We start from the raw sequence: 24,537 nt of genomic DNA, 5'->3' as shown, positions 1-24,537 counted from the left end.
AATAGGAGGTAACAAAAATGACACATACGTGTTACGTGATTTACTCGTATGTGTCACCATAGTTAACACATACGTGTCACGCACGTGACTCGTATGTGTCATTGAGTCGTCAGCCTAGAAGTAAATAAACGAACAAATAACTTGCATATTATCAACACGTCTATCTCGTCAACTTCAACACCACCACTTCTATCCAACCAATCACTCGTCTACTTGTAAACTTGTCTACTTGTCAACTTCCTCAAAACTTATATCTAAAGTCAACACCTAGCTGGAAAGGATTACCGAGCTGGGCAAATGTAAACTTATTACCCGTAGCAGCACTTTGGACAGCAAACGTGTTATACTTCGTGTCAGTCAGATTACGAACCCAAAGGTTCACGTGCAACTGCCCGAAGTCAGCATCAGCATGTGCGCCCAATACAGCATAAAAGTTCTGTCCTATCATATTCTGCTCATCCCAATAAGTCTTGCCCTGTGCCGAGAGGTTCAAACCTACGGTCACACTGCGTAAATGGAAACGATAAGAGGCATCGAGTAAGGCGGCTGGGTCAACGTCAATACGATAGTCAGCACTTGCGCCCAATGTATGTTGTGGGACGAAAGGCACTTTCTTATCTTTGTAATTCACCTTATTGCCACCAGCGATAGAATCGGAATACTCATCGAACTGGGCACTTGTAAAGCCATAACTAAGGGCATAAGACAAACGATTGTCAAGTGCTCCACCTCGGAGTGTCGCCTCTAAGCCACACGAATGACTACGGCCTGCGTTTGTCATAACACGTCCGAAACCATAATTACCAGCCATTACAGAGAGTTGTTGATTACGGATTTGCATGTAATAAGCTGCTAGGTCAAGATGAATTTGATGACCTAAGAGGTTGAGGTGAGCACCTACCTCATAGTTCCAACTCGTCTCGGGCTTATATTCTATCGTCTTAGCAATTCGCTTATAATAAGCCTCATCATGCTGAATATCCACATCTGCACGTGCCTTTTGTGCGGCTTGCGATGTTTCAGCCTGTAATATATCAGAGAACATTTGGAAATTATATCCGCCAGCACGATAGCCCTTAGACCATGTGGCATACAGGTTACTCCCGTCATCGAAACGATAAGTTAGTCCAACCTTTGGTAGTAATTGTTTGAAATGATTACCCTCATGGTGATTCAACGTTGATGTGATTACAGGATTAATATTCACGCCTAGCACGTGCTCTTGCAATGCGACACGAGCTGAAGTCGCATAGTCTATCGTCACATGCGAATAGTCATAGCGCAAGCCGAGCGTCGCTCTTAGGCGATTGGTGAGGTCGATATTGCTCTCATGATAGACACCAAAGTTAAATGTTGGCGTATGGAAAACGCCTGGGACAGGATCCATCGTCATATTAATGGAAACGCCTCCCGCACGTGCAATATTAGTAGCTACTAGCGTGCGAGCCGCTAGCATAGCCGCTTCTTCAGACATACCACGTGCTATGAAACTAGGCACCATACCACGCGCCATAGCATTGAGCATTCCGTTATAAGCATAGTCTGTTATCTTCTTTGACAGGGCTGCATTCATATCCTTATCGAAGTAGATGGGCGCCATCGTCTTCAACCATTGATAAGAGCCAAAAGCACCGAATGTCCATTGCCATTTGCCGTTTCTATTACTCTTCACTGATAGTTCCTCAGTAATGCTATTACCATGCTGACGTTGGGTAAGATGGAGGAAATCTTGTGGGAGATAATCAATATCCATTAGCATATTGTCATGGAGGAATTGCCAGGAAGTCATGCTATTCACATCAAATCCATTACCAGCATACTTGATTCCCATTCCTGTATTCAGCATATTACGTCTGTAATAGCTCTGTCTGTTCTGATTGGGCATTTGTGTGCCAGCTTTCATAGCATATAAGGGCGAGGTAAGGGGTGCAGATGCAATCTCTTCTTTTGACACGAGTTGTCCATAAGGGAACCCATTTTGGTGAGTGTATTGATAGTCGGCAATCCAATCGAACATCCATCTGTCTGACGCTTTCCACATAAAGCGTCCCTTGCCTCCGAACTCATTGATAAGGTCGGCACGAGTTCCGTCAAATTGGTTTCGGAAAAACCCGTTCTGTCCACCATAGAAAGCTGATAAAGAGAAGGCACGCTTATCATCGAGCTTCTGATAATGGCTCAGTTCCACCTTGCGCAATAGCTTTGTGCCGAGCGAGAACTTAACATCTGTGCCCTGATACTGGAATGGGTTACGACTATACATACGAATGAGTCCGCCTTCTGTATTCATTCCGTAAAGCGTTCCTTGAGGGCCATGCAATACGTCGACACGGTCAATATCATAAGTGTGGAAGTTAAAAGCGCTCTTATTCAATATCGGCATTCCATCAACATAAATACCAACAGCTGGTGAGTTCACCCGTGAGCCGATACCACGCATATAAATAGAGGAAGTGTAACGACTTCCATATTCTGGCATAATGAATGACGGGACAAAGGTGGATAGATGGCGAGCGTCCTGCACATTTAATTGCAGGAGTTGGCTTCCATCGAAAGACGTACTACTCAAAGGCTGTTGGCGAAGTCGATAGACCTCTTTGGGCTGATTGATTACCAATACCTCATCAATATCATAAACCCGAGAGGTATCACCTATTGCTATGGTATTATCAGCATGAACTCCTACTGACAAGCCTGTTGCTATCAACAAAGCTAAGCTAAACTGGTATTTAAACATATCTTTTTCGCTTTCTTACGTTTAAGTATTATTTCACTCTGCAAAGATAGAGAGAATATATATATCACACAATCCTAATTTATTAGGATAACTTATTCATTCATCGCCCCACAATGTGGACAACGCCCCTTACGATGTAAGCGAGTCCCACAATTCCCACAATAATAAGTCTCACTACTCCTTCGTAAATACATACGAAAGGCATAATAGATATAAACGACAAGTAGGATATAACCTATGTAATATAAGGTGAGAACGGAGAAGATGATATAATTAACGGCACATACGGCGGATAACCCACTAAGATAGAGTATGGCATCACCCGACTTCAATAAACGGCGCACATCGTCAATAGTGGCTATGGCGATGATCAGCATTGCCCATACTAAGCCCAGGAAGATATTAAGAAGTAAGGGCTGGGAGAACGGGTTGAGCGATGGGTGGAAATAAAACTCCCTCCACGTTTCTGGGGCAAAAAGTTGTATGCTAGCATAGAAGGCCGCTGATAACGCCACTACTACAGCTAGCAATGTAGGATAGAAGGAATTGATGTCATTAAAGTGGACAATATGCGCATTACGCTTTAATATCTTACGTGCCAAATAGCCCACGCCTATGATAGAAATAATAATCATAAAGATGAGCAAGTGGATGTTAGAGAAGGTGGAGATAAACTGGGATATGGGGTCGTCAGGGGTTACCTGCTTCAAAAGACGCCCTTCATGTATCCATCCAAAGGCGTAATCTTCAGTCGCTATCTGAACCCATACAGAATCATTCTTATCGTCAGGAAGAATACGAATATCAGCCACTACAATCCCCTTACCCTCATGTACGGCGAACGAATCTGTCTTCATTCGATTCACGGCCTCTTCGGGTTGTTGGCGTATAAGCATAAGTGAATCTGAGCTGACCACAAAGTTAAAGCCTTGCGAGTAATGGTGTTTCACACGGAAAGAAAGCGAGTCAGCCCCACTTATAGATCCTTGCCAATCATCCTCCGTACTATCTTTTTGCTTTGAAAGAGAGTCGCCTCCTGCCTCTAATCTACGTGTAATCTGTGCCTCTTGAATACTATCTGGTAATCGGAAGGAAGAGGGTGTCTTCTTATGATAACAGCCTGTTATGATGAGTGTCACACTAAACAGGAAGACGATCAATATCGGATAATATCTTCGCATATTGTGAGAATGTTTTGGGTTAAAGGTTAGATGAAACACACTTACTCTACGTCAGGATGGATATTCATTTGGCAATCCTTACAATCGAACTCTAGGCGAAAACGACGCTTATCTGGTAACTCTAAGTAGAGAGGTTCACGCCATGTGGGTTTCTTTCCTCCACGTTTCACACAATAGCCTAACGAATAACGAATACAATGACGGCATTGCATGAGTAAGGCATCTTCCACTTGTCCACGCTTCACTTGTACGCCTTGTGGGTGTTGATTCTCGAAAGCCTCATCGGGTTTCGTTAATCCTTGTTGTTCGTAAAACTTACGGGCGACTTCGTTAGAAATATTATAAAGGTAAGGGAATGCCTGATATTGACTAGGGTTAGCCTCTCTCACAAACTTATAGGATTGCGCCTTATCACTATCCAATCTTGTAGTCCTGTGAATGGTGATACGCTTTCTTTCCTGTATCTTCTTGTCTAATTCTATTATCAATACACGACGCAAATCAGCAAGTACACTACTAGGAATAAAGCATTGCTCCACCCCATCTTCAAGTCTAACATCCGAGCATTCATAAGCCGTGTTTCCGAGTTTGGTCAACTGACGAACGATATTATCATGTTGAGGTATCTGGGCTTGTTGATGATCGAAACTAATAAGTGTTTCAGCACTTAATGTATCTTCCATCCCATCATCAGATACGAGCCTCACCTTTAATATAAAGCCATTATCCGTAAGCCCGAAAGTCATTACAATAGGGATTTTACGGATAGCCGTAGTACCACTCAACTCCTTATCAAAGGCTTGATCTTGATTACGATACAATGCCATACCAGGCTTTAAGCCATGTGGCATCTTGTAGGGATAAAGGCGATTACCCACGGCTCGATTCACACGGAAACCATGGAGGACTATTGGAGAGTTGACGGGTTGACGAGTTGACGAGTTATTGGAACCATGAACTTGTCGACTTGCCCTCTTGTCCTCTTGTTCACTCCCCAAGAAACACAATCCATCGCCATTAGCAAAACTTGACGTACCAGCCACATTAAAACTATCACGCCTAATCTCTTTCACCGTACCTACAAACTCGCCTAAGGCTTTTGGCGTATCAGGGGAGAAGATATCAGCCTGTCGACCATTTAAGAAATAGCTCGTATATCCACGATTAAAGGTCTTCTTTAGGTTAGGCGTAAACGAATAAGCCACACGCCCTAAAGAGGCACGACGAAACTCACGAGGATGTTGGCGGATAATCTCATCAATGCGTTGACTATAAGCCGAGACCACATTCTTTACGTAATTAATATCTTTCAGTCTTCCCTCTATCTTAAAAGCACAAGCCCCTGAACGCATTAGTGCCTCAAGATTATCTATCTGACTCATATCCTTTAGTGAGAGAAGATGACGCTGGTGTTCTATGGTTTTCCCGTCTGAATCCTTCAAGTCAAACGCTAAACGACAGAACTGAGAACATGCACCACGATTGGCTGAACGCCCAAAACAATATTGTGAGGCATAACAGATTCCACTATAACTCACGCATAATGCGCCATGCACAAAGGTCTCTAACTCCAGGTTAGGCAAACGTTTATGTATCTCACTGATTTCTTCAACTGATAATTCTCGAGCCAAAACAATGCGATCAAAACCCTGCTCGCTCAACCATTGGGCTTTCTCCCATGTACGTGTGTCACATTGTGTACTGGCGTGGAGAGCTATCGTATCAGGCACTATCTCCCTCACCTTACTCATCAATCCCATGTCTTGCAAAAGGAAGGCATCAACGCCAACATTCACCAACTCACGGACTAAAGCAAGCGTCTCTTCCAGCTCTTCATCATAGATAATCGTATTGATGGTCACGTGAACCGTGACGCCATAACGATGAGCATATTCGCATAACTTACCAATATCCTCAACACTATTACCAGCCGATTGGCGTGCCCCAAATCGAGAGGCACCGATATATATGGCATCTGCTCCATGATCAATAGCGGCTATTCCACATTCAAGATTCTTGGCTGGAGCAAGGAGTTCAATAGAGCGACTCCCCCCAGCTATACCAGAAGTAAAATGAGAGGAATAAATATGACTTTTATCTTTTATCATTATAGATTACGCTTTTAAAGGGGTATTATATTGAGAAAAAACCCTACTCTATTTACCTTCTACTCACTAAAGGTGGTGGCAATCAGCTTTACCCAATTCATAAATAGTAGGTTAGCGTGGGCACGCCAAGTAACAAGTGGACCTTTCATAGGATCATCCTCACGATAATAATGCTTTGGAATCTCTACATCATCACGCTTACCAAGGTCACGATGATACTCCCTATCTAATGTTTCAGGGGCATACTCCAAATGACCTGTGATAAAGAATTCATACCTATTACGTGACCTTACAATAGAAACCCCACTCTCCTTTGATTCGGCAATGATTTCGAGGTCATCAACTCGCTCAATATCCTCACGCCTTATCTCTGTATGACGACTCTGAGGCATACGAAAGACATCATCAAAACCACGAAAGAGAGGCAATTCAGGCTTTAAAGGAATCGTAGGGAAGATTCCAAACATCTTCTTGGATAAAGGATATTTCGGGATGTCATAGAAATGATAGAGTCCAGCCTGTGCCGACCAACAGATGTAAAGCGTTGAACGCACATTCTCACGAGCCCAATTAAATATCTCCTGTAGTTCTGCCCAATAGTCCACCTCCTCGAAAGGCATTCCTTCAACAGGTGCTCCTGTGATAATCAAACCATCAATCTTCTCCTTGCTGAGTTCTTCAAGCGTATGATAAAAACGATTGATATGTTCCGCAGGCGTATGGCTGGAAGTATGGCTCTTGAGCTTCATAAAACTGATGTCCAACAATAGCGGACTATTAGAAAGAAGGCGAATGAAATCAGTTTCAGTCGTAATCTTAAATGGCATAAGATTGAGTATGACTATGCGAAGTGGATGATAATCATCCTCCCTTACAAGCCCATCCTCTATGTTGATATGCTCACGCTTTAATATGTCTATGGCTGGAAGTCCATCGGGTAATCTTAATGGCATAAATCCTGTTCTTCTATTAGGAGTTTTCCTACTCCTATATCACTTACGAAAAATCAGATACAAAGATAGTGATTAATTACTAATTGAACAAATACATCAGACAAATAAGGAAAACAAGAGAGATTAAATAATATAAACCCACGAATAAAATAGGAAGCAAACGTCCGTATTTATTCACATTTCATAAAGCCTTCTTTAAGTAAAAAAGTCCCCTCTGATTGGAGGGGACTGAGTCTATTACGTTTTATATGGGCAAACGATACGTATGCCCTACATAAACTTATATCACAAGTTTCGTTTACCAAAGCTTCAGACGTTCATTCTCTGGGATGAAGAGCTTATCGCCTTCCTTCACACCGAACGCCTTATACCACGCATTGATATGAGGAAGAGCACCATTTACACGCCACTCGCCAAGAGAGTGAGGATCACTCTTCACACGACTACGAATCTCGGCCTCTGTAATATTGTTTGCCCATACACCTGCATAAGCAATAAAGAAACGTTGTTCTGGAGTAAAGCCCATGATAACCTTACCTTTCTTGGCTTCTGGCGTCTTCTCGAAAGCATTGAAAGCCACCTCAAGACCACCATGGTCGGCTAGATTCTCACCTAATGTGAGCTTACCATTCGCATGAAGATCAGGCAATACCTTAATAGCACTGAAGAAGTCAGCATACTTTCCTGTACGTGCCTCAAAGTTCTTTCCGTCCTCTTCTGTCCACCAGTCCGTCATATTACCATCCTTATCATAATGGCGTCCTTGATCATCAAATCCGTGCGTCATCTCATGTCCAATCACCACACCAATGGCTCCATAATTGAAGGCATCATCGGCCTTAGGATCAAAGAATGGATACTGAAGAATACCTGCAGGGAAACAAATCTCATTTGTCGTAGGATTATAATAAGCATTCACCGTTTGTGGGGTCATCAACCATTCATCCTTATCAACAGGCTTACCAGCTTTCTCTTGAATAGTCACGTTAGCCCAGAACTTACGGCATTCTTGAACATTATCATAAAAAGACTTTGACGGATCTATTGTAAGTTTACTCAAATCTTTCCACTTGTTGGGATAACCCACCTTCACATAGAAGGTTGAGAGTTTCTCAAGAGCGGCTTTCTTTGTTGGCTCACTCATCCAATCCTGTGCTTTAATACGCTCGGCAAGGCTCACCTGCAAGTTTTTAACTAATTCCTCCATACGTTTCTTACTTGACGCTGGGAAATAACGCTCACAATAAATACGTCCAAGTGGCTCGCCCATTTGTTCTTCCACTTGTCGTGTGGCACGTTTCCAACGAGGATAATCCTCCTTGGTTCCACGCATGGTCTTACTAAAGAAATTGAAATATTCAGCACGTACATTATCGCTCAAACAATTAGCTGACGACAAGATTGCATCCCATTCCATTCGTGCACGAAGTTCATCTGCATTACCAGTAGATGCCAGTTTATCAACGCCAGCGAAGAATGAGGGTTGTCCAACCACCATGGTTTGAATGTCCTTACTCTGTATACCTTCAGCATTTGCCAATGATTCCAGAGGAAGATTAGGATATTTCTCCTTGAACTCATCAAGCGTCATCTTGTTGTAATTTGCCTCAACATCACGTAATTCTGTATTACTTTTTGAAATCAAAGCTAACATTGTTTCATAACGCATAATGGCATCACGACGTGCCTGAGCCTGTGTGTCAGAGAATCCAAAGAGTCGGAACATATTGACAATAAACTGGCGATAAGCATTACGAATCTCGCTCGTGGCTTTATCATTATCCAGATAATATTCCTTCTGACCAAGTGTTAAACCTCCTTGACCAAGATTTAATATGTTCTGTTTAGCATTCTTCTGGTCGGCATCAAAACCATATCCAAAAGGTACACCATATCCAAAAGAGGCATACTTAATCTGAAGATTGCGAAGATCGGTCAACGTTTTTGCATTCTCCATTTCGTCCAACAGAGGTTTAACAGGGCTTACACCTTCCTTATTACGACGAACCGAATCCATAGCGAGCTTATAGAAATCGCCTAACTTTCTCTCTACCGAACCTTCCTTGCCCTGCTTTTTGAGCAAGTCTGTAAGGATTGTGTTAATCCGCTTGTTATTGTTCTCCTGTAATTGGTCGAACGAACCAAAGCGTGAGAAAGCGCCAGGAAGGGGATTGAGCTTCTGCCATCCACCTGTGGCAAACGTAAAGAAATCATCAGCCGGACGTACCGACTTGTCGAGATTTTCAGCCTTGATACCTGCCTGACCCTGTGCCATAGCAATAAAGGGGACAGATGCAAGGAGCATCATTGGTAAAAGTTTTTTGATACGCATAGTAAAAATATTTTTAATAAAATTAAAGCCTCAGAGTTTCCAACTCTTCCGACAGTATGAGCCATCGTTCGTTTTCCTCATCGAGTTTGCGCTGAAGGTTGGTGTATTCCGTCACAAGCTCCATGTTCGAGGCGTTCTCGGGTGTCATCAATAGATCATCCAATTCTTTCTTACGTGCCTCCAACTTGGCTATCTTGCTTTCGGATTCCTCCACGGCACGTTGAGCCTTACGAATCTTCTTCTGTATCTCTTTGCGTTCAGCGTAAGATAAGACCTCACCCGACCCCTCTGAAGGGGAAGAAGCCTCCCCCAACCCCTCCGAAAGGAGGGGAGCCCTATTTGCTGAAGATTTGCAATAATCGCCTTGCTTATCCTCCAATGTGCGAATTGGGGCTCTCCCCTTTTCGGGGGAGCTGGAGGAGGCTGGAGGGAGCTGGAGGGGGCTTCTCAACCAATCATAGATACCCCCTAAATGCTCTTTCACCTTACCACCACCAAACTCATAGACCTTACTTACCAATCCATCGAGGAACTCACGATCGTGACTCACGATAATTGCCGTACCATCAAAGGCTTTGATGGCTTCCTTCAACACTTCCTTTGAGGCGATATCAAGGTGATTGGTAGGCTCATCAAGGATAAGAAGATTCACAGGCTCAAGCAAGAGTTTGATCATCGCCAAGCGCGAACGCTCACCTCCCGAAAGTACTTTGACATACTTCTCTGACGTCTCTCCACCAAACATGAATGCACCTAGCAAATCATTGATCCTCAATCGCATATCGCCTGTGGCTACCCTATCAATCGTCTCATAGATGGTAAGGTTCTCATCTAATAATTGTGCCTGATTCTGTGCGAAATAACCGATTTGTACGTTGTGACCTATCTTCAGCGTACCATCAAAAGGAATCTCGCCCATGATACACTTCACAAAAGTAGACTTACCTTCACCATTCTTACCGACGAAAGCCACTTTCTCACCTCGTTTAATAATCAGGTCGACCCCCTCAAACACTGTCTGACCTGGTCCATCACTATGCAATCTATTGGGATAAGTCTTCCCTAAGCCTTCAGCAATGATTGGATAATCTCCACTTCTCAGACAAGGAGGAAACTTCAGACGCATAGCTGAATTATCCACCTCGTCCACTTCTATTGGCACAATCTTCTCCAACTGACGAATGCGTTGTTGAACCTGTACGGCTTTGGTGGCTTGATAACGGAAACGCTCAATAAATGCCTTTGTATCGGCAATCTCCTTCTGTTGGTTCTCATACGCACGAAGCTGTTGTTCACGACGCTCTTTTCTAAGCACGAGATATTCGTCATACTTCACACGATAGTCTTCCACATGCCCACAGGTTATCTCCAGTGTACGATTCGTGACATTATTGACAAATGCTCGGTCATGACTCACAAGGACAACCGCCTTGGCACTCTGTGCAAGGAATTGTTCCAGCCATTGGATGGACTCAATATCAAGGTGGTTCGTTGGCTCATCCAGTAGGAGTACGTCTGGACGACGGAGAAGAATCTTCGCCAATTCAATACGCATACGCCATCCACCAGAGAACTCACGTGTAGGACGATCAAAATCATCACGTGTAAAACCTAAACCTGTCAAAGTACGTTCAATCTCTGCCTCATAATTCTCGCCTCCCATCATCATATAGCGTTCGTGCTCAGTCGTAAAGCGTTCAACGAGTTCGGCATAGCTATCACTCTCATAGTCAGTACGCTCGGCCATCTCCTGCTCCATCTTCTTGAGCTTCTCCTCCATCTTCGTCTTATCAGCGAAAGCCTTACGTGTCTCCTCCTTCACCGTTGTATCGTCAGAAAGTTTCATCACCTGTGGCAGGTATCCAATCGTCAAATCATTGGGTACTGATACAGTACCACTTGTTGGTTTCTGAAGACCACACAAGATTTTCAACATCGTCGATTTTCCAGCACCATTCTTTCCAACTAAGGCTATCCTATCTCGTTCATTGATGACGAATGAAACATCCTTAAACAATGGCTTCACGCCAAATTCCACCGTCAGTCCCTCTATTGATATCATTTCTAATCTCTTTCCTAAATGTTCTTTGCAAAGATAATACATATTTCTGAGAACTAAAAATGCAAGAAGACAAAACATTGTATTCTATCTACATACTAAGGAATAATATTAAAGGATATTTTTTCCTATCAAGGAGGGGCTTTTTTGTAATCAAAAGAGGCTTAATGCCTTTTAATTAGAGTATGAAATACAATCGGGGGAAATTATACAATGAATATAGATTACAAAATATTGCTTCAAAGGAAAGTACTGAATACGATAAGTTTCAGACTATCTTCTCTCCATATTAACGTATTTTAAATTGCCCCATATTCACACTGAATTGTAAGCCTTTCTCCGTACTGATAAACTCTGGGGCGTATGCACATTGAGCCGTGACGGTGCCCGTGGTATAAGTTCCTGAACGATCAAGATAATACTCCTGTTCTATTACATGCACGCCCTTGGGTAACATTCCGATAAACAAGTTAGTGCAATTATCTTTGACATCTAAATAATAAGAACAATCTCTACCATATCGATACCCACTCGTCTTATCAACAGGTTCCATACAAGCGGAACGATTATCAATAATTTGTACAAAATCGAGATCACGCATACTAGTAAGCGTTATGCGCACTTTCACATGACTCCCCACCTGTAAAGCCCCAGCTTGTAAGGGGATGATTTCTCGCTTGACCTGCAATTCGCCCTTCGAGGCTTTTATGTCCTTGACGGATTGAATGGATTGAAAATAAAGGGCTCCAAAGCTGATATGAGTAGGGGAAACAGATTGAGAATCAGACGTTAATTCTGTTCCATTATATTTATCATTCAACCATAATCGTCCCTCACCTGACAAAGAAATATCTCTTATTCCGTTCAATTTATCAGCACTGAAAATATGCGTTTCTGTATCTCTAAACGTAGGAGCATCTGTAAGAGATTTTCCATTCAAGAAGGCGTAGATTGCATTCGCACTATTGATGGTCGTTAACCAGTATTGTGTGCGCTTTTCCTGCAAGAGCCATTGTTTCATTTGGGCAATCGTAAGACGATCTTCTGGCGTTATCATTTGTAGGGCTTCAAGAGCCGACACGTGGGATGGAATCTTGTAATCAAGCCATGAATACCCAGCACGCTGACTATCATAATAACGTCCTTTGAGTTGGTCATAAACCGTGTATTGCTTCAACGTCTCTACGAGCTGGCGGGCTTCTTTTTGCTCACCATAGTGATAAAGAAGGATGGCTGATTGTGCCAACGAATAGATATCATACGTGGAGACGTTTTTCTTTAAACTTCGTATAAGTTCTTTACCATATTTTGTGAGCGTCTCCTTTCCGCCTCGCCCATCTAATGCGCGTAGGTAAAGTTCCTCTAAGTCGGTCTTTCCCTGTGCTAAATAATGAAAACCTTTCTCCATCATCTCATCAATAGTTCGCTGGTGCCCAATCATAGCGTTAAGGCGAACAAGAAGTTCCATGACGGTCTCGGTGACCCACCGATTGCCCGACATTCCCTTAAACCAAGCCCATGAGCCATCTGATTGTTGGAGTTCACGCAATCGTTCTGTCAAGTCTTTCTCATATTCCGACATCTTTGATTCGTTTAGGAAATCAACTAAAGCCAACTTCTGTTCGGTTTCTTTTTTTGCCGTCAAAGTCCACGGAGTTTCTTGTAAAGACAGGGATTTTAAGTCTTCATTTTTTTCAAGATTTGATGTAAGATGTTTTCTTTCCACACTATCTCTCACCTCAAACAAATTTGGATGAGCCTTTGCCAATTCATGTCCCAGCCTTGTCGTATAATACGCCATAGCCTGACAGATCGCACATCCATCCACAGGATGAGTGTAAGCGTGTAAGGCATCAATAATCATTGTCTCGGGATGCTTTGTATATTCCAGCCGCAGGCAAGGATAGATACCCTTATGCTCACTATTTGTAGGGAAGAGTTGATGGGGATGGAATGTCAGTTTTTCATTACCAACAAGTGTAAAAGGAATTGCTTGTGTAATGAGTTCTTTATTATCTAACACAGGGAGATAATGCTGTTCGCCATCACTCATTTTTCCATCCGTCACAATCACTTTACAAACGAGCAAGGAGGGCGTATTATTCATTGCTGGGGTATAAGAAAAACTTACCACCTGCGTACTATCACTCTTCAGTTGGAAGGCTTGTGTCTCTGAATAGATGACCTTCTCATTCTCTGCATTGAGGAGGAGAAGGGTGGCTTTTCCATCTATGTTTTTATCTGACACGTTAAATATTTTCGCACTCATACTTGCCTTATCTCCTATTCGAATGAATCGTGGGAGGTTAGTTTGAACCATCAGGTGTTTACGAGCCAATATCGATGAGCGAATCAATCCATACTTCATGTCTTGGGTATGTGCCAAGCCCATGAATTGCCAAGAGGTTACGCTCTCTGGTAAGGTGAAATTGAGTGTGACATTCCCCTCTGTATCGCTCATCAAATTAGGATAGAAGAAGGCAAGTTCCGTAAAATTCTTTCTTATTGGAAGGTTAGTCAAATGTTGTAATTCTTCAGAGGAAAGAGTCAAAGTAGGGCTTGTCTTTTCTTCTGGGATATATATAGGATAAATGGGGGCACGTGAGCCATAAAGGGAGGGAATATTCTTTACAATGGTCACACTTCCTGTAAGAGATTCTTTCTTCACAGAGCTATAACCTCTAACGACTACCTCCTGGAGTTGATCACTATTTTCTTTCATGGTCATATCCAATCGTGAACCATAGACCTTACGCACAACACTCTGCATGCCAATGTATGAGAACTGGAGCGTCTCGCCATAGTGCACCTTCAATCGGTAATGCCCGTCAATGTCGGTCACTGTTCCTAATCCACTTCTCTCGCATGACATGACATTCGCCCCTATGATGGGTTCTCCATCTTCACCAACAACCTTACCTTCAACGATAAGTTTTGCGCCTCCAGCTAGCCCCATATCTAAGGAAGGATAATCGTAAGTGATTGAGGGTGAGTGAGAATAAATACTCATGTAATGGTGTAATAGCTTGTCCGTCCCTAACCATTCGGCACGAACCTCGGTGAGTCGATCACCCAATGAAAACTTCCATTGATTCTCGGCAATCCCATCTAATGCCCTGTCATAGAGTGTCGCCATTAACTGGGCACGCACAGGGTGACCATCGGGTGTAGAAACTTTCAACCTCCATGTTTCTTTATCTCCTGGCACGAGTCTATCACGGAAAGTGGTCCATGAGAGATTCAAATTTTTATCATCGAGCCGACGATTAATCGTTTGATAAAAACTAAGGAATTGACCATCTACATAGTAAGCATAACAAATGGTAATACCATCCCCATATTCTGGACGATAAGTAAAAGTGCGATTGACGATGGTATCGCTCAATTCTAATGTTCCATTTTCTAATGTTTTTTCAGGGGTAAAAATGGAATAAAGCACGTGGATATTTCTCTTGCTCGTGCCGACATAAACTTTTACAGAAGAATTATCACCTTCTCCAAAATCAGAGCCTGTGGCATAGAACCACCCATTCATCTCTTCACACGGACGCTTATCATTTTCATCAAAGAGAATGAACGAATAACGAGCCGTATCACCTTCACAAGTCGCTATGAGCTCATTCCGACCTTTCTTTACATTTGCAGGCAAAGGTAGGGTGATAACACCGACAGAATGATTATCAGATTTGTCCGAAGGTTTCAATGTATATGTATCACTGGTCTCACAAGATTGAACATCACTTTCATAGCCTTTCAACCAATACTTAACTCTACCTTTCTGTAATACTCCACACCTATTTGTAAGCAAGAAACAGAGTTGGGGCAAGTGATGAAGTTCTACTCGATAATCGCCATCTGATTGAATCGTAAGATGAGCCCGTTTGTCATCGGCATAGACGGTATAATTAAACGTCTGTTGTTCACCAGTTCCATCAGTAAGCGTACCATTGATTGAGAAGTAATTACGTGACACACCTGTCCTTACCGAACTATCGAGTTTCATTGGAATCAAGAATTGCCCTCTGTTATCAGTAAAGAGTGTATCTGGCTTTGTATTAGATAGATAGGTTCTATTTACAATCACCCTCGCACGTCTTACAGGTTCGCCCATCAGGTTTTGCGCCTTACCTTCTAGCATGATACTATCGCCTAAAGCATAGTACATTGTTGGTTTGGAAATTTCAATGGTGAATGTGGGGCGTTTGTATTCTTCCACACGGAAGGAAGCCACATTCCACCCTTCCCCTATCGTATAAGCGCCATTGAGTGTTTTATTAGGTAAGGTGAAGGAGGTGTGTGCCGTGCCATAATCATCCGTAAAAATACTGACAGAATCGAGAATTTCTCCTTGTGGATTACGCAAGTATAGTTTTGTAAGTGCATTACTCCAAGCCTTTGTTTTTGTATGATTTATTTGATGACGTATAACCCCCACGTGGACAATCTGACCAGGTCGATAGACTCCTCTGTCAAGAAAAATATTCATGCGGGTGGTATCTGCTTTGTCAAGATCATAATCACTCAATCGGTCCACATCAATGGGAGGAAGGTGAGATCCTTCTGGCGTAATAACATATAAGGAGGTGGAATCTTCATAATCATAGAGACGTAATTCGCCCTGACCATTTACGGCTATCGGTTTCCCCTTATCCAACTGGATAGAAGCATTGTGAATGGGCTGATTGTCTTTTGCCCGCACGATTGCCAAACGAAGTGTATCACCAGCTTGTGGAAGGCTCATCAATCGAATGTCACTAACGAAGAACATTGTTCGCTCACCTATCGTCTTAGGATCAGTCTTCAATTCAAGAAGATACATACCAGCCTTGAGTTTTGGTAATTTAATTTCATCTCGATACTGACGTAAACGATTGGTATTTGTCAAATTATATGTTTGTGAAAAGCATTTTCTACTATGCATCGTTTCATTCTCCACCATATCGTCTATATCATTGTCTTCCCAATTAAGATTCTTCTCTTTAATTTTTCTTACAACGACCTTTACATTGTTTACATTCTTATACACCAACGTAAGCGTTCTCTCTTCATCAGTAGACCAAAGTGAGCGTTCTTGGGCAAGAGATAGAGAAGAACGTGTCATATCAGATACCATTTGTCGAAGAATATTGACACGAGGATAAGAAGTCCACTGACGAATGGCTCGCTCGGCATTAGCCAGTAAAACACTATCATTCACAAGTCCGTATTCTCGCTGGAGCTGACAATAGAGGATTGACGCCTCAGCCCCCTCCTTAATATCATGATAAGCTTGTGCAAGAGAATCTAACTGGTGAAGATAATTTGACTTTAAAAGACTGGCTTTATCCGTTGGTGCATTTTGTTTTAATCTCTCTAGGGCTGTAAAGAAGGTGGCTGGTCGATTACCTACACGCGAATAATAAGAATTGAGCGTGGAGAAATCACCCAAAGTATAGCCTATTATATGCAAGAGATCATAATGAAAATACTTGTCAATCGTATTCCCTTTTGTTTTCACACGTGTGTGCGCCAAGAGTTCGGGATGAGCCAAAGCAAGTTGAGCATAAGCTTGTCCATCAGGGCTATCACTTTGCCCCAATGCACAAAGTAATGTACTATAAATGGAGGAGAGCACAGGCTCATTCCTACGCATAAGTGCTTCACGTTTTTTCAATCGTTCGGCATAAGGCAAGAGACTATCTGGAGCCCAATTCATCGTCACCATACGGCGTTCAACGCCAGCATTCAGAAGGATGTCATATCGCTTTTCTTGTTCAGCTTTTAGCATTAAATCGTCATACACTCGTATTGCATCTTGTGGTTTACTTTGTGCAATACTTTGCACATTATTCCACATTTGTTCAATCTTCTGTGCTCTTAGACCGAGAGAAGAGAACATCAAAAGGGGTATCAATAAGCTTATAATCCTTCTCATCTTATGGTTATTTGAGTAAATAAAATTTCAATGTTGGAATACGAAAAAAGAATGACGTTTTTAGACAGAATGACGTTTTTAGACAAAATGACAAAAGAACATATTGTTATGACATATTATAATTTTAGACAGAATAACGTTTTTTAGACAGAATGACAAAAGAACATATTTTATGACAGATTTTGAAACACAAAACTTGGAGCATTGAACTTTAAAGGTCAATGATTCAATACGCAAAGGTAATTGATACAATGCTCAAAGATCAATGATACAATACCTAAAAAGCAATGACACAATGCTTTAAAAGCAATGTTCCAAGTTCAATGCTTAAAAGGTCAAAGCTCAATGGTCTATTACTCGTATTTCAATAGATATGCGATGTTAGCCTTCTCTAACTTATTCAATTCTCGTGGACTAACCTCATTCTTCGTTGGTCGATACCATGATTGAGAAAGGAAATATCTACGAAGACGAGCGTCTTGGAATCGACGACCATGACGCGCATAAATAGAGTTCTTCAAAACTCTTATCTGACCACGATCAAGATATGCGATGTCGTCATAAGTAACATAACGTAAAGACAAGTAATCGTATTGCGTTCCCCAAACAACACCTGGTTGATAATTACGATAGGTTGTTGTGCGTCTTGGAATAGATGGTATCTGAGCCATTGCGCTTAATGATAACAAACAGAAGGATACCATTAAGAATACTTTTTTTAATAATTTTGCTTTCATAATTACGTTTATTTTGATGACTGCACAAATATAAATATTTTATTTGAAAATAACAAGTAAACGAGTGAATAAGTAAACGAGTAGACAAGTGAGCGAGTTAACAAGTCGAATACTTGCTTACTTGCATTATTAATCGTATCTTTGCGGATATAAACACCTAACACCTATGTAAAATGAAACAGAACTTAAAGAATGTGATGATTGCCGTAGGGCTTGTTTGTACAGCTCTTACAGGGCAAGCACAAACGTCGAAGGCACATAGTGCACAGATTGTTAGTAATTCACTTATGAAACAGAGTACATTACCTTTCAATGCCCCTGATTTCAGTAAAATCAAGGGGAATGATTATCTTCCAGCTATTCGCACGGCGATTGATGAACAGAGGGCTGAGATAAAAAAAATTACAGATAATAAGCAAAAGCCAACCTTCACTAACACCATATTGGCTTATGAACGGAGTGGAAAGAACCTAGAGCGTATATCAAATATTTTCTATGCATTGGTGTCAGCTGATAAGACACCCGAAATAGAAAAAGCGCAAGGAACTATCGTTCCATTGATGACCGACTTTGAGAATGAGATTAAATTTAATCAGAAGTTCTTTCAACGTGTGAAATATGTTTACGACCATGAGTACACAAAGCTCACGGGAGAAGACAAGAAACTACTGGAAGTGGTTTATAAAAGTTTTACTCATGCGGGGGCTTTACTTCCAAAAGAGAAGATGGCTCGTATGCAGGAGATTAATAAGGAGTTAGCCACTCTCCAACAAGAGTTTGGTGATATGTTACCCAAAGCTGGAAACGAGGCCACTGTATGGGTCAACGATATCAAAGAGCTATCAGGATTGAGCGAGGCTGATATTGCCCAATGTAAGAAGGATGCAGAGAGTCGTGGTGGAAAAGCGCCTTATTGTATTGTAATTACAAATACCACCCAACAACCAATCCTTGCTAGTCTTGATAATCGTAATCTGCGTGAGCGTGTTTATAATGCGTCTATCCATCGCACGGATGGCACAGGGGCTTACAACACCTTCCCTATCATTGTAAAGATTGCTCGCTTGCGTGCAGAGAAGGCTCAACTAATGGGTTATAAGAATTATGCGTCTTATTCGTTGGAGAATACGATGGCGAAAAATACAGACAATGTATATGCTTTTCTCCGTCAGATGATTGAGGCTTATCAACCAAAGTCAGAGGCGCAAACAAAGGCGATTGAAGAGTATATGAATAAACTAGTGAACAAGTTGACGGGTGAACAAGTTAATGCAAGTAACTCATCAACTTCTCTCCAACCTTACGACCGCTTCTATTATTCGGCAAAGATGAAGAAGGATCAGTATAGCTTTTCTGATGATGACGTGAAGCCTTACTTCAACCTTGACTCAGTCCTTGTGAATGGTATCTTCTATGCCGCTCATCGTGTCTATGGTCTTAGCTTCCGTGAGCGCAAGGATATCCCTACTTATAACAAGGATATGAAAGTGTTTGACGTGCTTGATGCAGATGGCAAGCAATTAGCTTTATTCTATTGCGATTACTTCCGTCGTCCAACAAAACGAGGTGGTGCATGGATGAGTGCTTTCCTCAAACAAAGTTCAGATAGAAATCAAATACCATTAATATATAATGTATGTAACTTTGCCAAAGCACCTGAGGGTCAACCAACGCTTTTAACGTGGGATGAGACTCAAACAATGTTCCACGAATTTGGACACGCTTTGCATGGTATGCTTTCTAATTGTAAATATAATACATTGAGTGGTACTGCCGTGTCACGTGATTTCGTTGAAATGCCATCACAATTCAATGAGTCGTTCGCCAGCATTCCAGAAGTATTCAATCACTATGCACGTCATTACAAAACCAACGAACCAATGCCTGATGCTTTGCGTGAGAAGATGCTCGGTTCACTCAATTTCCTTTCAGCTTATTCGTTGGGCGAGAATCTTGCAGCTACTTGCTTAGACATGGCTTGGCATTGCCTCTCACCTTCTGAAGTGCCGACGGCTCAAGAAGCACCAGAATTTGAAAAGAAAGTATTGTCAGAATTTGGTCTACTGAACAATCAAATTCCACCACGCTATTCCACTTCTTACTTCAACCATATCTGGGGTGGAGGCTATGCGGCTGGTTATTATAGCTATCTATGGAGTGAGGTCTTAGCAGTAAATATTGCTGACTATTTTGCTGAACATGGAGCATTGACACGCAAGGTGGGTGATGACTTCCGACAGAAGATTCTCTCACGTGGAAACACTCGAGATCTAATGACAATCTTCTCCGATTTCACAGGTCTGAAAGCACCTAACACAAAGGCTTTATTGAAGGCAAGGGGGATGTAAAAGTCTCCCTCAACCACCTCCATCAGTAATGCTGTGTTATCGAAGTCGATATGCGTCGCAAATGCGTGGGATTGAGCATGAAGAATATTAAACAATAGAATATGAATCAGACAAAGAAAATCCTTGCCTACTTAGGTTGTATCGCGTTTACCATCTTGGGCGTATGGCTTCTTACCATAGAAAACCCCACCACAACTTATCCACTATGGACAATAAGAGTTGCTGGCATCCTCTCCATCATCTTCTTTGGTGGCGGCGGTTTGTTTATGGCTTATAAAAAGGTAAAACTTCTCATAAACCATAAGAAAGAAATAGAATTTACCGATAGAGGTATCTCTATCTGCGGAGCTGAGGAAATATTATGGAACGAGATAGCCGACTTCTCCCTAATACGTTTTAAAGGTAACAGGTTGATAACCATTCAGATGAAAGACGCTGAAAAGGTTATCGCAAACGAACCTTCGTGGATAAAACGCAAGACTATGGAGTATAACCTCAAGACTATCAACGCCCTCTACTCCTTCCCTGCCTATATGATGGATGGACGAGCTGAAGAAGCACTTACGCTATGCAGACTGAACATGGTAAAACATCAAAAGCCATAACAATTAACAACTCCCAACAGTTAGTAATAAGCTCAATAATATGGATGAAGATATATTACTATACATCAGCTCTATTATCAGCATACTCCTCACTATCTACCAGATATTCAATTGCCAGAAAAGAGCAGGTGTCTTATCAGCTATTGTATTATTAGGTTACTCTCTCCCACTCTATTACCTCTTCTTCTTTCATTCAGAATATGGAGCAGGTCTCACATGGTGGTTTTATCTTCTTGTGCTTAACCTCATATACATCCTCTCAACAGCAATACACCTCATTTTTAAGTATATCAAGGGAAAATAGCTCTTTTCCCTTAAAAATAATCAAGACAAACTATGGGAATGCTTTTTGTTCTTATTTTCTGGGCAATCGCTCTTATAATCCTATCCCTCATATTAGGACTGATAACGTTACCTTTCTCTTACTTTCTTTGCAAAAGGCAAAGGAAGAGGAAGATGGTTCTATCATTCCTCACACCAGGAATATTTATTGGGATATACGCTGCAAGTAGTTTTGTGTGTATGCTTATCATTGCTATCATTCTTGGTTCTGACATTGGTATAGGTGATAGCTGGTCTATCCCACTAAAGAATGGTTATGAACTTACCTCAGTTGATACACCCGAATATGCTAACATCAATCGCAGAAACGATCTGTTGAAAGAAAACCTTATTGATGGGATTACACATATACAAGTGGTTGGAGACTCTGTCATAGGAAAAGGGGCTGATGGAAACTACTTCATCTTCAACCTACAAAATGGTGACAAGGAAGACAACCTAAGCTATCAAAATCTCACAATAAAAATGAAATCAAGACCCATTACACTCGTTAATAATAATACCTACTATTGGGAACAACGCAAAGTGCCCTATATAATTGCGGGCATCTTTTGCCTTCTTATAACCATTTTAGCAATAAAAACTCTTTGGCGAATAGGTCTAATTTACTAAGCTTTTATTTCATATATGTAACTTACCATTATTCCAACCCAAACCCTAAGACACATCAAAAAACTACACAAAATGTATCTATCTAGCCCTCCTCCCTTTGGGAGGAGCTGGAGGTGGGTTTTTGTACATATAGCTTACTATCTCATCAATTGAGACATAAGTTCATCAACATCTTTAGCATGATGAAGATGTCCAGCCTTGAGATCTTCGATACTCTTATCAAGCCCATTCATTTCCTCTCGTTCAAAAGACCAACCCATTCGTTGAGCAAGTTCTTTTAGAAACCTAAGGTCAGAACTATTGGGAAGTCGAAGCCTTACAACCTCTGGATGTATTACAGACGTATTCATATCTAATTTATCCATTACGTGACAAATATACGATTTTAATATGATATTAGCAAACATATAAAGTAAAAAAACATCCATAAAAAAAAGAGGATTCCTCCGCAGAAGAATCCTCATAATCTTTAGAAGTCACCAACCCCCTACCCAATCCCTGCCTTAGCAAAGACTTAGAGGTGGACTCTATTCTTTCCCTCCTTGAAAAAGCCAGACAAATAAATAGGAGTAAGCAATAACTCTTCCCTCTTCAGTATCTAGCCCTCCTCCCTTCGGGAGGAGCTGGAGGTGGGTCTTACTTTACCTTGTCAACAATAGCCTTAAAAGCTTCCTGATTGTTAACAGCGAGGTCAGCGAGCACCTTACGGTTGATCTCGATACCAGCCTTGTGCAATGCACCCATCAACTGGCTGTAGCTCATATCATAAAGACGAGCAGCAGCGTTGATACGCTGAATCCACAATGCGCGGAAGTTACGCTTCTTGTTACGGCGGTCACGATAAGCATAAGTCAAACCCTTCTCATAGGTATTCTTTGCTACCGTCCAAACATTTTTACGGGCACCATAGTAACCCTTAGTCTGCTTCAGAATTCTTGTTCTCTTTGCTTTTGAAGCAACATGATTGACTGATCTTGGCATAGTTTTTCTTTCCTTTTAATTTGTTTGACTAATGAATTAACGAAGTCTGAGCAAGTCGCGTACCTGCTTCAAGTTTGTACCATCCACGAGCGTCTGGTGAACAAGATTTCTCTTCTGTTTCTTTGTCTTCTTAGTCAGAATGTGACTGTGGTAAGCGTGATGACGTTTAATCTTACCAGTACCGGTGAACGTGAATCTCTTCTTTGCGCCGGAATTTGTCTTCTGTTTTGGCATTTTTGTAAAATTTAAAATTGTTATTTATATTCATCTGTGGCAACGTATATACCAGGACGTTACGCACAGGTTGCCCATGTCGCCCCTCATAACGAGGAGACACCCAACGGGCGTTAGTCAATATTCAGTTTCTTCAATGCGTCAGCACCATTCTTAGCGTTGGCAAACAAACCGCCGTCCGTCTTTGGCTCCTCGCTGACGCCCTCAGCACCTGCCTTTGCACCAGCCTCTGCTTCCTCACGGTCGCGCTTCTGCTGACTCTTCTTGGCAACACCTGCCTTCTTAGGTGCAAGATAGAGGAACATCTTCTTGCCTTCGAGTTTCGGAAGCTGCTCTACCTTTGCAAGCTCCTCAAGATCGTTAGCAAAACGAAGCAATAACACCTCGCCCTGCTCCTTAAACAGAATCGAACGACCACGGAAGAACACGTATGCGCGTACCTTATTACCTGCATTGAGGAACTCCTGCGCATGCTTGAGCTTAAACTTATAGTCGTGCTCATCCGTCTGAGGACCAAAACGAATCTCCTTCACCTCCTGCTTTACCTGCTTCTGCTTCATCTCCTTCTGATGCTTCTTCTGCTGGTAGAGGAACTTAGAATAGTCGATGATACGACAAACCGGTGGCTGTGCATTAGGAGAAATCTCCACAAGGTCAACTCCCTCTTTCTGAGCCAATTCCAACGCTTTTCGCGTAGGCATAACCTCAGCTCCATCATCACTTACCACACGTACTTCCCGAACGCGAATCTGCTCGTTCACGCGGTACTTCATTTTCATTTTGTCATTCTTCATTCAACTATTTTAATGTGTTTAAATTCGCTAAACGCGTGCAAAGTTACTATTTTCCAAACGATTATCCAAGCATTTTCACTTATATTTTTCACAGATAAGGATAAAAAAAGCCCCACCCGACCTCTACAGCCCCACCCGACCTCCCCGAAAGGGGAGGAGGCAAATTTGCAAGTATTTTGCAGAAATTATCAGAGAAAGAGCACAGAGTCATTATCCCCTCGTGTGCGCATAGGCACTCCCCTCCCTTCGGAGGGGTCGGGGGAGGCTTTACAAACAACTCGACATACCCAGCGTTGTAGCAATGGCAGTGAGCACAGAGATAATCACATTAAGAATTGTTTTCCACTTTTCGTTTTTCATAAGATCTAATTTTTGAATTTTAATTTTTGAATTTTAATTTTTGAATTGCACATGGGCGTCTGCTTCCGTGGATTCCCATGTTCCGCAAGGAACTCTGTGTGCCTCGGCTTTTGTGCCATCCGTGTATTCCGTGTCAAAAATGAGTTCCAGTACTTCGGTGCAGAAATCTTAAGCACAGAGTGCACAGACGTTTACTGCCAGGAGATTACACGGAGTACCTAAAGGTACAAAAGAATCCAC

17 protein-coding genes are annotated in these 24,537 nt (G+C 42.0%); 4 read left to right on the top strand and 13 right to left on the bottom strand.

The annotated features are described in order from the left end of the window. Positions 1-241: 241 nt before the first annotated feature. The 8 genes from O3603_RS03500 to O3603_RS03465 all read right to left on the bottom strand — a co-directional run bounded on the left by O3603_RS03500 (position 242) and on the right by O3603_RS03465 (position 18,021). Positions 242-2,737: a TonB-dependent receptor gene (locus O3603_RS03500; protein ID WP_371520615.1), complete on the bottom strand. Its 2,496-nt coding sequence runs from the start codon at positions 2,735-2,737 to the stop codon at positions 242-244. 92 nt (positions 2,738-2,829) lie between these two features. Beyond that, on the bottom strand, positions 2,830-3,918 hold the full coding sequence (locus O3603_RS03495; RefSeq protein ID WP_371520612.1) for a zinc ribbon domain-containing protein: 1,089 nt from the start codon (positions 3,916-3,918) through the stop codon (positions 2,830-2,832). A gap of 41 nt (positions 3,919-3,959) precedes the next feature. Continuing rightward, the gene (locus O3603_RS03490; protein ID WP_371520610.1) at positions 3,960-6,026 is read right to left on the bottom strand and encodes a U32 family peptidase; all 2,067 of its coding nucleotides are present in this window, start codon (positions 6,024-6,026) and stop codon (positions 3,960-3,962) included. Between the two features lie 59 nt (positions 6,027-6,085). Then, the gene (metA, locus tag O3603_RS03485; RefSeq protein ID WP_371520607.1) at positions 6,086-6,979 is read right to left on the bottom strand and encodes a homoserine O-succinyltransferase; all 894 of its coding nucleotides are present in this window, start codon (positions 6,977-6,979) and stop codon (positions 6,086-6,088) included. Between the two features lie 298 nt (positions 6,980-7,277). Then, positions 7,278-9,311, bottom strand: coding sequence for a M13 family metallopeptidase (locus O3603_RS03480; RefSeq protein WP_371520605.1), 2,034 nt, complete (start codon positions 9,309-9,311; stop codon positions 7,278-7,280). A gap of 22 nt (positions 9,312-9,333) precedes the next feature. Further along, positions 9,334-11,373 (bottom strand): ABC-F family ATP-binding cassette domain-containing protein, encoded by a 2,040-nt coding sequence (locus tag O3603_RS03475; RefSeq protein ID WP_371520602.1) that lies wholly within the window; start codon positions 11,371-11,373, stop codon positions 9,334-9,336. Positions 11,374-11,659: 286 nt separating this feature from the next. Beyond that, entirely contained in the window at positions 11,660-17,284 is a 5,625-nt protein-coding gene (locus tag O3603_RS03470) for an alpha-2-macroglobulin family protein (RefSeq protein ID WP_371520599.1), read from the bottom strand. A 353-nt stretch (positions 17,285-17,637) separates the two neighbouring features. Next, the gene (locus O3603_RS03465) at positions 17,638-18,021 is read right to left on the bottom strand and encodes a YARHG domain-containing protein (protein ID WP_371520596.1); all 384 of its coding nucleotides are present in this window, start codon (positions 18,019-18,021) and stop codon (positions 17,638-17,640) included. Positions 18,022-18,194: 173 nt separating this feature from the next. On the opposite strand from O3603_RS03465, the gene O3603_RS03460 reads away from it, so the two are divergent. The 4 genes from O3603_RS03460 to O3603_RS03445 all read left to right on the top strand — a co-directional run bounded on the left by O3603_RS03460 (position 18,195) and on the right by O3603_RS03445 (position 21,928). Then, complete coding sequence (locus tag O3603_RS03460; RefSeq protein ID WP_371520593.1) at positions 18,195-20,369, top strand: M3 family metallopeptidase; 2,175 nt, start codon at positions 18,195-18,197, stop codon at positions 20,367-20,369. Between the two features lie 101 nt (positions 20,370-20,470). Beyond that, a complete protein-coding gene (locus tag O3603_RS03455; RefSeq protein WP_371520591.1) occupies positions 20,471-20,974 on the top strand; it encodes an STM3941 family protein in 504 nt (167 codons plus the stop codon). Positions 20,975-21,014: 40 nt separating this feature from the next. After that, positions 21,015-21,278: a conjugal transfer protein gene (locus O3603_RS03450; RefSeq protein ID WP_371520589.1), complete on the top strand. Its 264-nt coding sequence runs from the start codon at positions 21,015-21,017 to the stop codon at positions 21,276-21,278. 152 nt (positions 21,279-21,430) lie between these two features. Continuing rightward, on the top strand, positions 21,431-21,928 hold the full coding sequence (locus O3603_RS03445; RefSeq protein WP_371520587.1) for a hypothetical protein: 498 nt from the start codon (positions 21,431-21,433) through the stop codon (positions 21,926-21,928). Positions 21,929-22,065: 137 nt separating this feature from the next. On the opposite strand, the gene O3603_RS03440 is transcribed toward O3603_RS03445, so the two are convergent. The 5 genes from O3603_RS03440 to O3603_RS03420 all read right to left on the bottom strand — a co-directional run bounded on the left by O3603_RS03440 (position 22,066) and on the right by O3603_RS03420 (position 24,297). Next, complete coding sequence (locus O3603_RS03440) at positions 22,066-22,293, bottom strand: hypothetical protein (protein WP_036895742.1); 228 nt, start codon at positions 22,291-22,293, stop codon at positions 22,066-22,068. A 271-nt stretch (positions 22,294-22,564) separates the two neighbouring features. Continuing rightward, positions 22,565-22,909 (bottom strand): 50S ribosomal protein L20, encoded by a 345-nt coding sequence (rplT, locus tag O3603_RS03435; protein WP_004383393.1) that lies wholly within the window; start codon positions 22,907-22,909, stop codon positions 22,565-22,567. Between the two features lie 36 nt (positions 22,910-22,945). Beyond that, the gene (rpmI, locus tag O3603_RS03430) at positions 22,946-23,143 is read right to left on the bottom strand and encodes a 50S ribosomal protein L35 (RefSeq protein WP_009436018.1); all 198 of its coding nucleotides are present in this window, start codon (positions 23,141-23,143) and stop codon (positions 22,946-22,948) included. A 113-nt stretch (positions 23,144-23,256) separates the two neighbouring features. Continuing rightward, the gene (gene infC, locus O3603_RS03425; protein WP_009436028.1) at positions 23,257-23,937 is read right to left on the bottom strand and encodes a translation initiation factor IF-3; all 681 of its coding nucleotides are present in this window, start codon (positions 23,935-23,937) and stop codon (positions 23,257-23,259) included. Between the two features lie 267 nt (positions 23,938-24,204). Then, the gene (locus O3603_RS03420) at positions 24,205-24,297 is read right to left on the bottom strand and encodes a smalltalk protein (RefSeq protein WP_156787987.1); all 93 of its coding nucleotides are present in this window, start codon (positions 24,295-24,297) and stop codon (positions 24,205-24,207) included. Positions 24,298-24,537 lie beyond the last annotated feature (240 nt).

It is taken from the genome of Prevotella sp. 20925_1_30 (genome assembly GCF_041433025.1).
GTDB classification, from domain to species: Bacteria; Bacteroidota; Bacteroidia; order Bacteroidales; family Bacteroidaceae; genus Prevotella; species Prevotella vespertina.
Note: the sequence above shows the minus strand (reverse complement) of the source record. Positions and strands in the feature narration are given on the sequence as shown.

What these genes read in the sequence shown, in the direction of transcription:
- metA (WP_371520607.1), bottom strand. Translation starts at nt 6,979, where the DNA reads ATGCCATTAAGATTACCCGATGGACTTCCAGCCATAGACATATTAAAG.
- O3603_RS03500 (WP_371520615.1), bottom strand. Translation starts at nt 2,737, where the DNA reads ATGTTTAAATACCAGTTTAGCTTAGCTTTGTTGATAGCAACAGGCTTG.
- rpmI (WP_009436018.1), bottom strand. Translation starts at nt 23,143, where the DNA reads ATGCCAAAACAGAAGACAAATTCCGGCGCAAAGAAGAGATTCACGTTC.
- O3603_RS03480 (WP_371520605.1), bottom strand. Translation starts at nt 9,311, where the DNA reads ATGCGTATCAAAAAACTTTTACCAATGATGCTCCTTGCATCTGTCCCC.
- O3603_RS03475 (WP_371520602.1), bottom strand. Translation starts at nt 11,373, where the DNA reads ATGATATCAATAGAGGGACTGACGGTGGAATTTGGCGTGAAGCCATTG.
- O3603_RS03455 (WP_371520591.1), top strand. Translation starts at nt 20,471, where the DNA reads ATGAATCAGACAAAGAAAATCCTTGCCTACTTAGGTTGTATCGCGTTT.
- O3603_RS03495 (WP_371520612.1), bottom strand. Translation starts at nt 3,918, where the DNA reads ATGCGAAGATATTATCCGATATTGATCGTCTTCCTGTTTAGTGTGACA.
- O3603_RS03445 (WP_371520587.1), top strand. Translation starts at nt 21,431, where the DNA reads ATGGTTCTATCATTCCTCACACCAGGAATATTTATTGGGATATACGCT.
- O3603_RS03420 (WP_156787987.1), bottom strand. Translation starts at nt 24,297, where the DNA reads ATGAAAAACGAAAAGTGGAAAACAATTCTTAATGTGATTATCTCTGTG.
- O3603_RS03460 (WP_371520593.1), top strand. Translation starts at nt 18,195, where the DNA reads ATGAAACAGAACTTAAAGAATGTGATGATTGCCGTAGGGCTTGTTTGT.
- rplT (WP_004383393.1), bottom strand. Translation starts at nt 22,909, where the DNA reads ATGCCAAGATCAGTCAATCATGTTGCTTCAAAAGCAAAGAGAACAAGA.
- O3603_RS03490 (WP_371520610.1), bottom strand. Translation starts at nt 6,026, where the DNA reads ATGATAAAAGATAAAAGTCATATTTATTCCTCTCATTTTACTTCTGGT.
- infC (WP_009436028.1), bottom strand. Translation starts at nt 23,937, where the DNA reads ATGAAGAATGACAAAATGAAAATGAAGTACCGCGTGAACGAGCAGATT.
- O3603_RS03440 (WP_036895742.1), bottom strand. Translation starts at nt 22,293, where the DNA reads ATGGATAAATTAGATATGAATACGTCTGTAATACATCCAGAGGTTGTA.
- O3603_RS03450 (WP_371520589.1), top strand. Translation starts at nt 21,015, where the DNA reads ATGGATGAAGATATATTACTATACATCAGCTCTATTATCAGCATACTC.
- O3603_RS03470 (WP_371520599.1), bottom strand. Translation starts at nt 17,284, where the DNA reads ATGAGAAGGATTATAAGCTTATTGATACCCCTTTTGATGTTCTCTTCT.
- O3603_RS03465 (WP_371520596.1), bottom strand. Translation starts at nt 18,021, where the DNA reads ATGAAAGCAAAATTATTAAAAAAAGTATTCTTAATGGTATCCTTCTGT.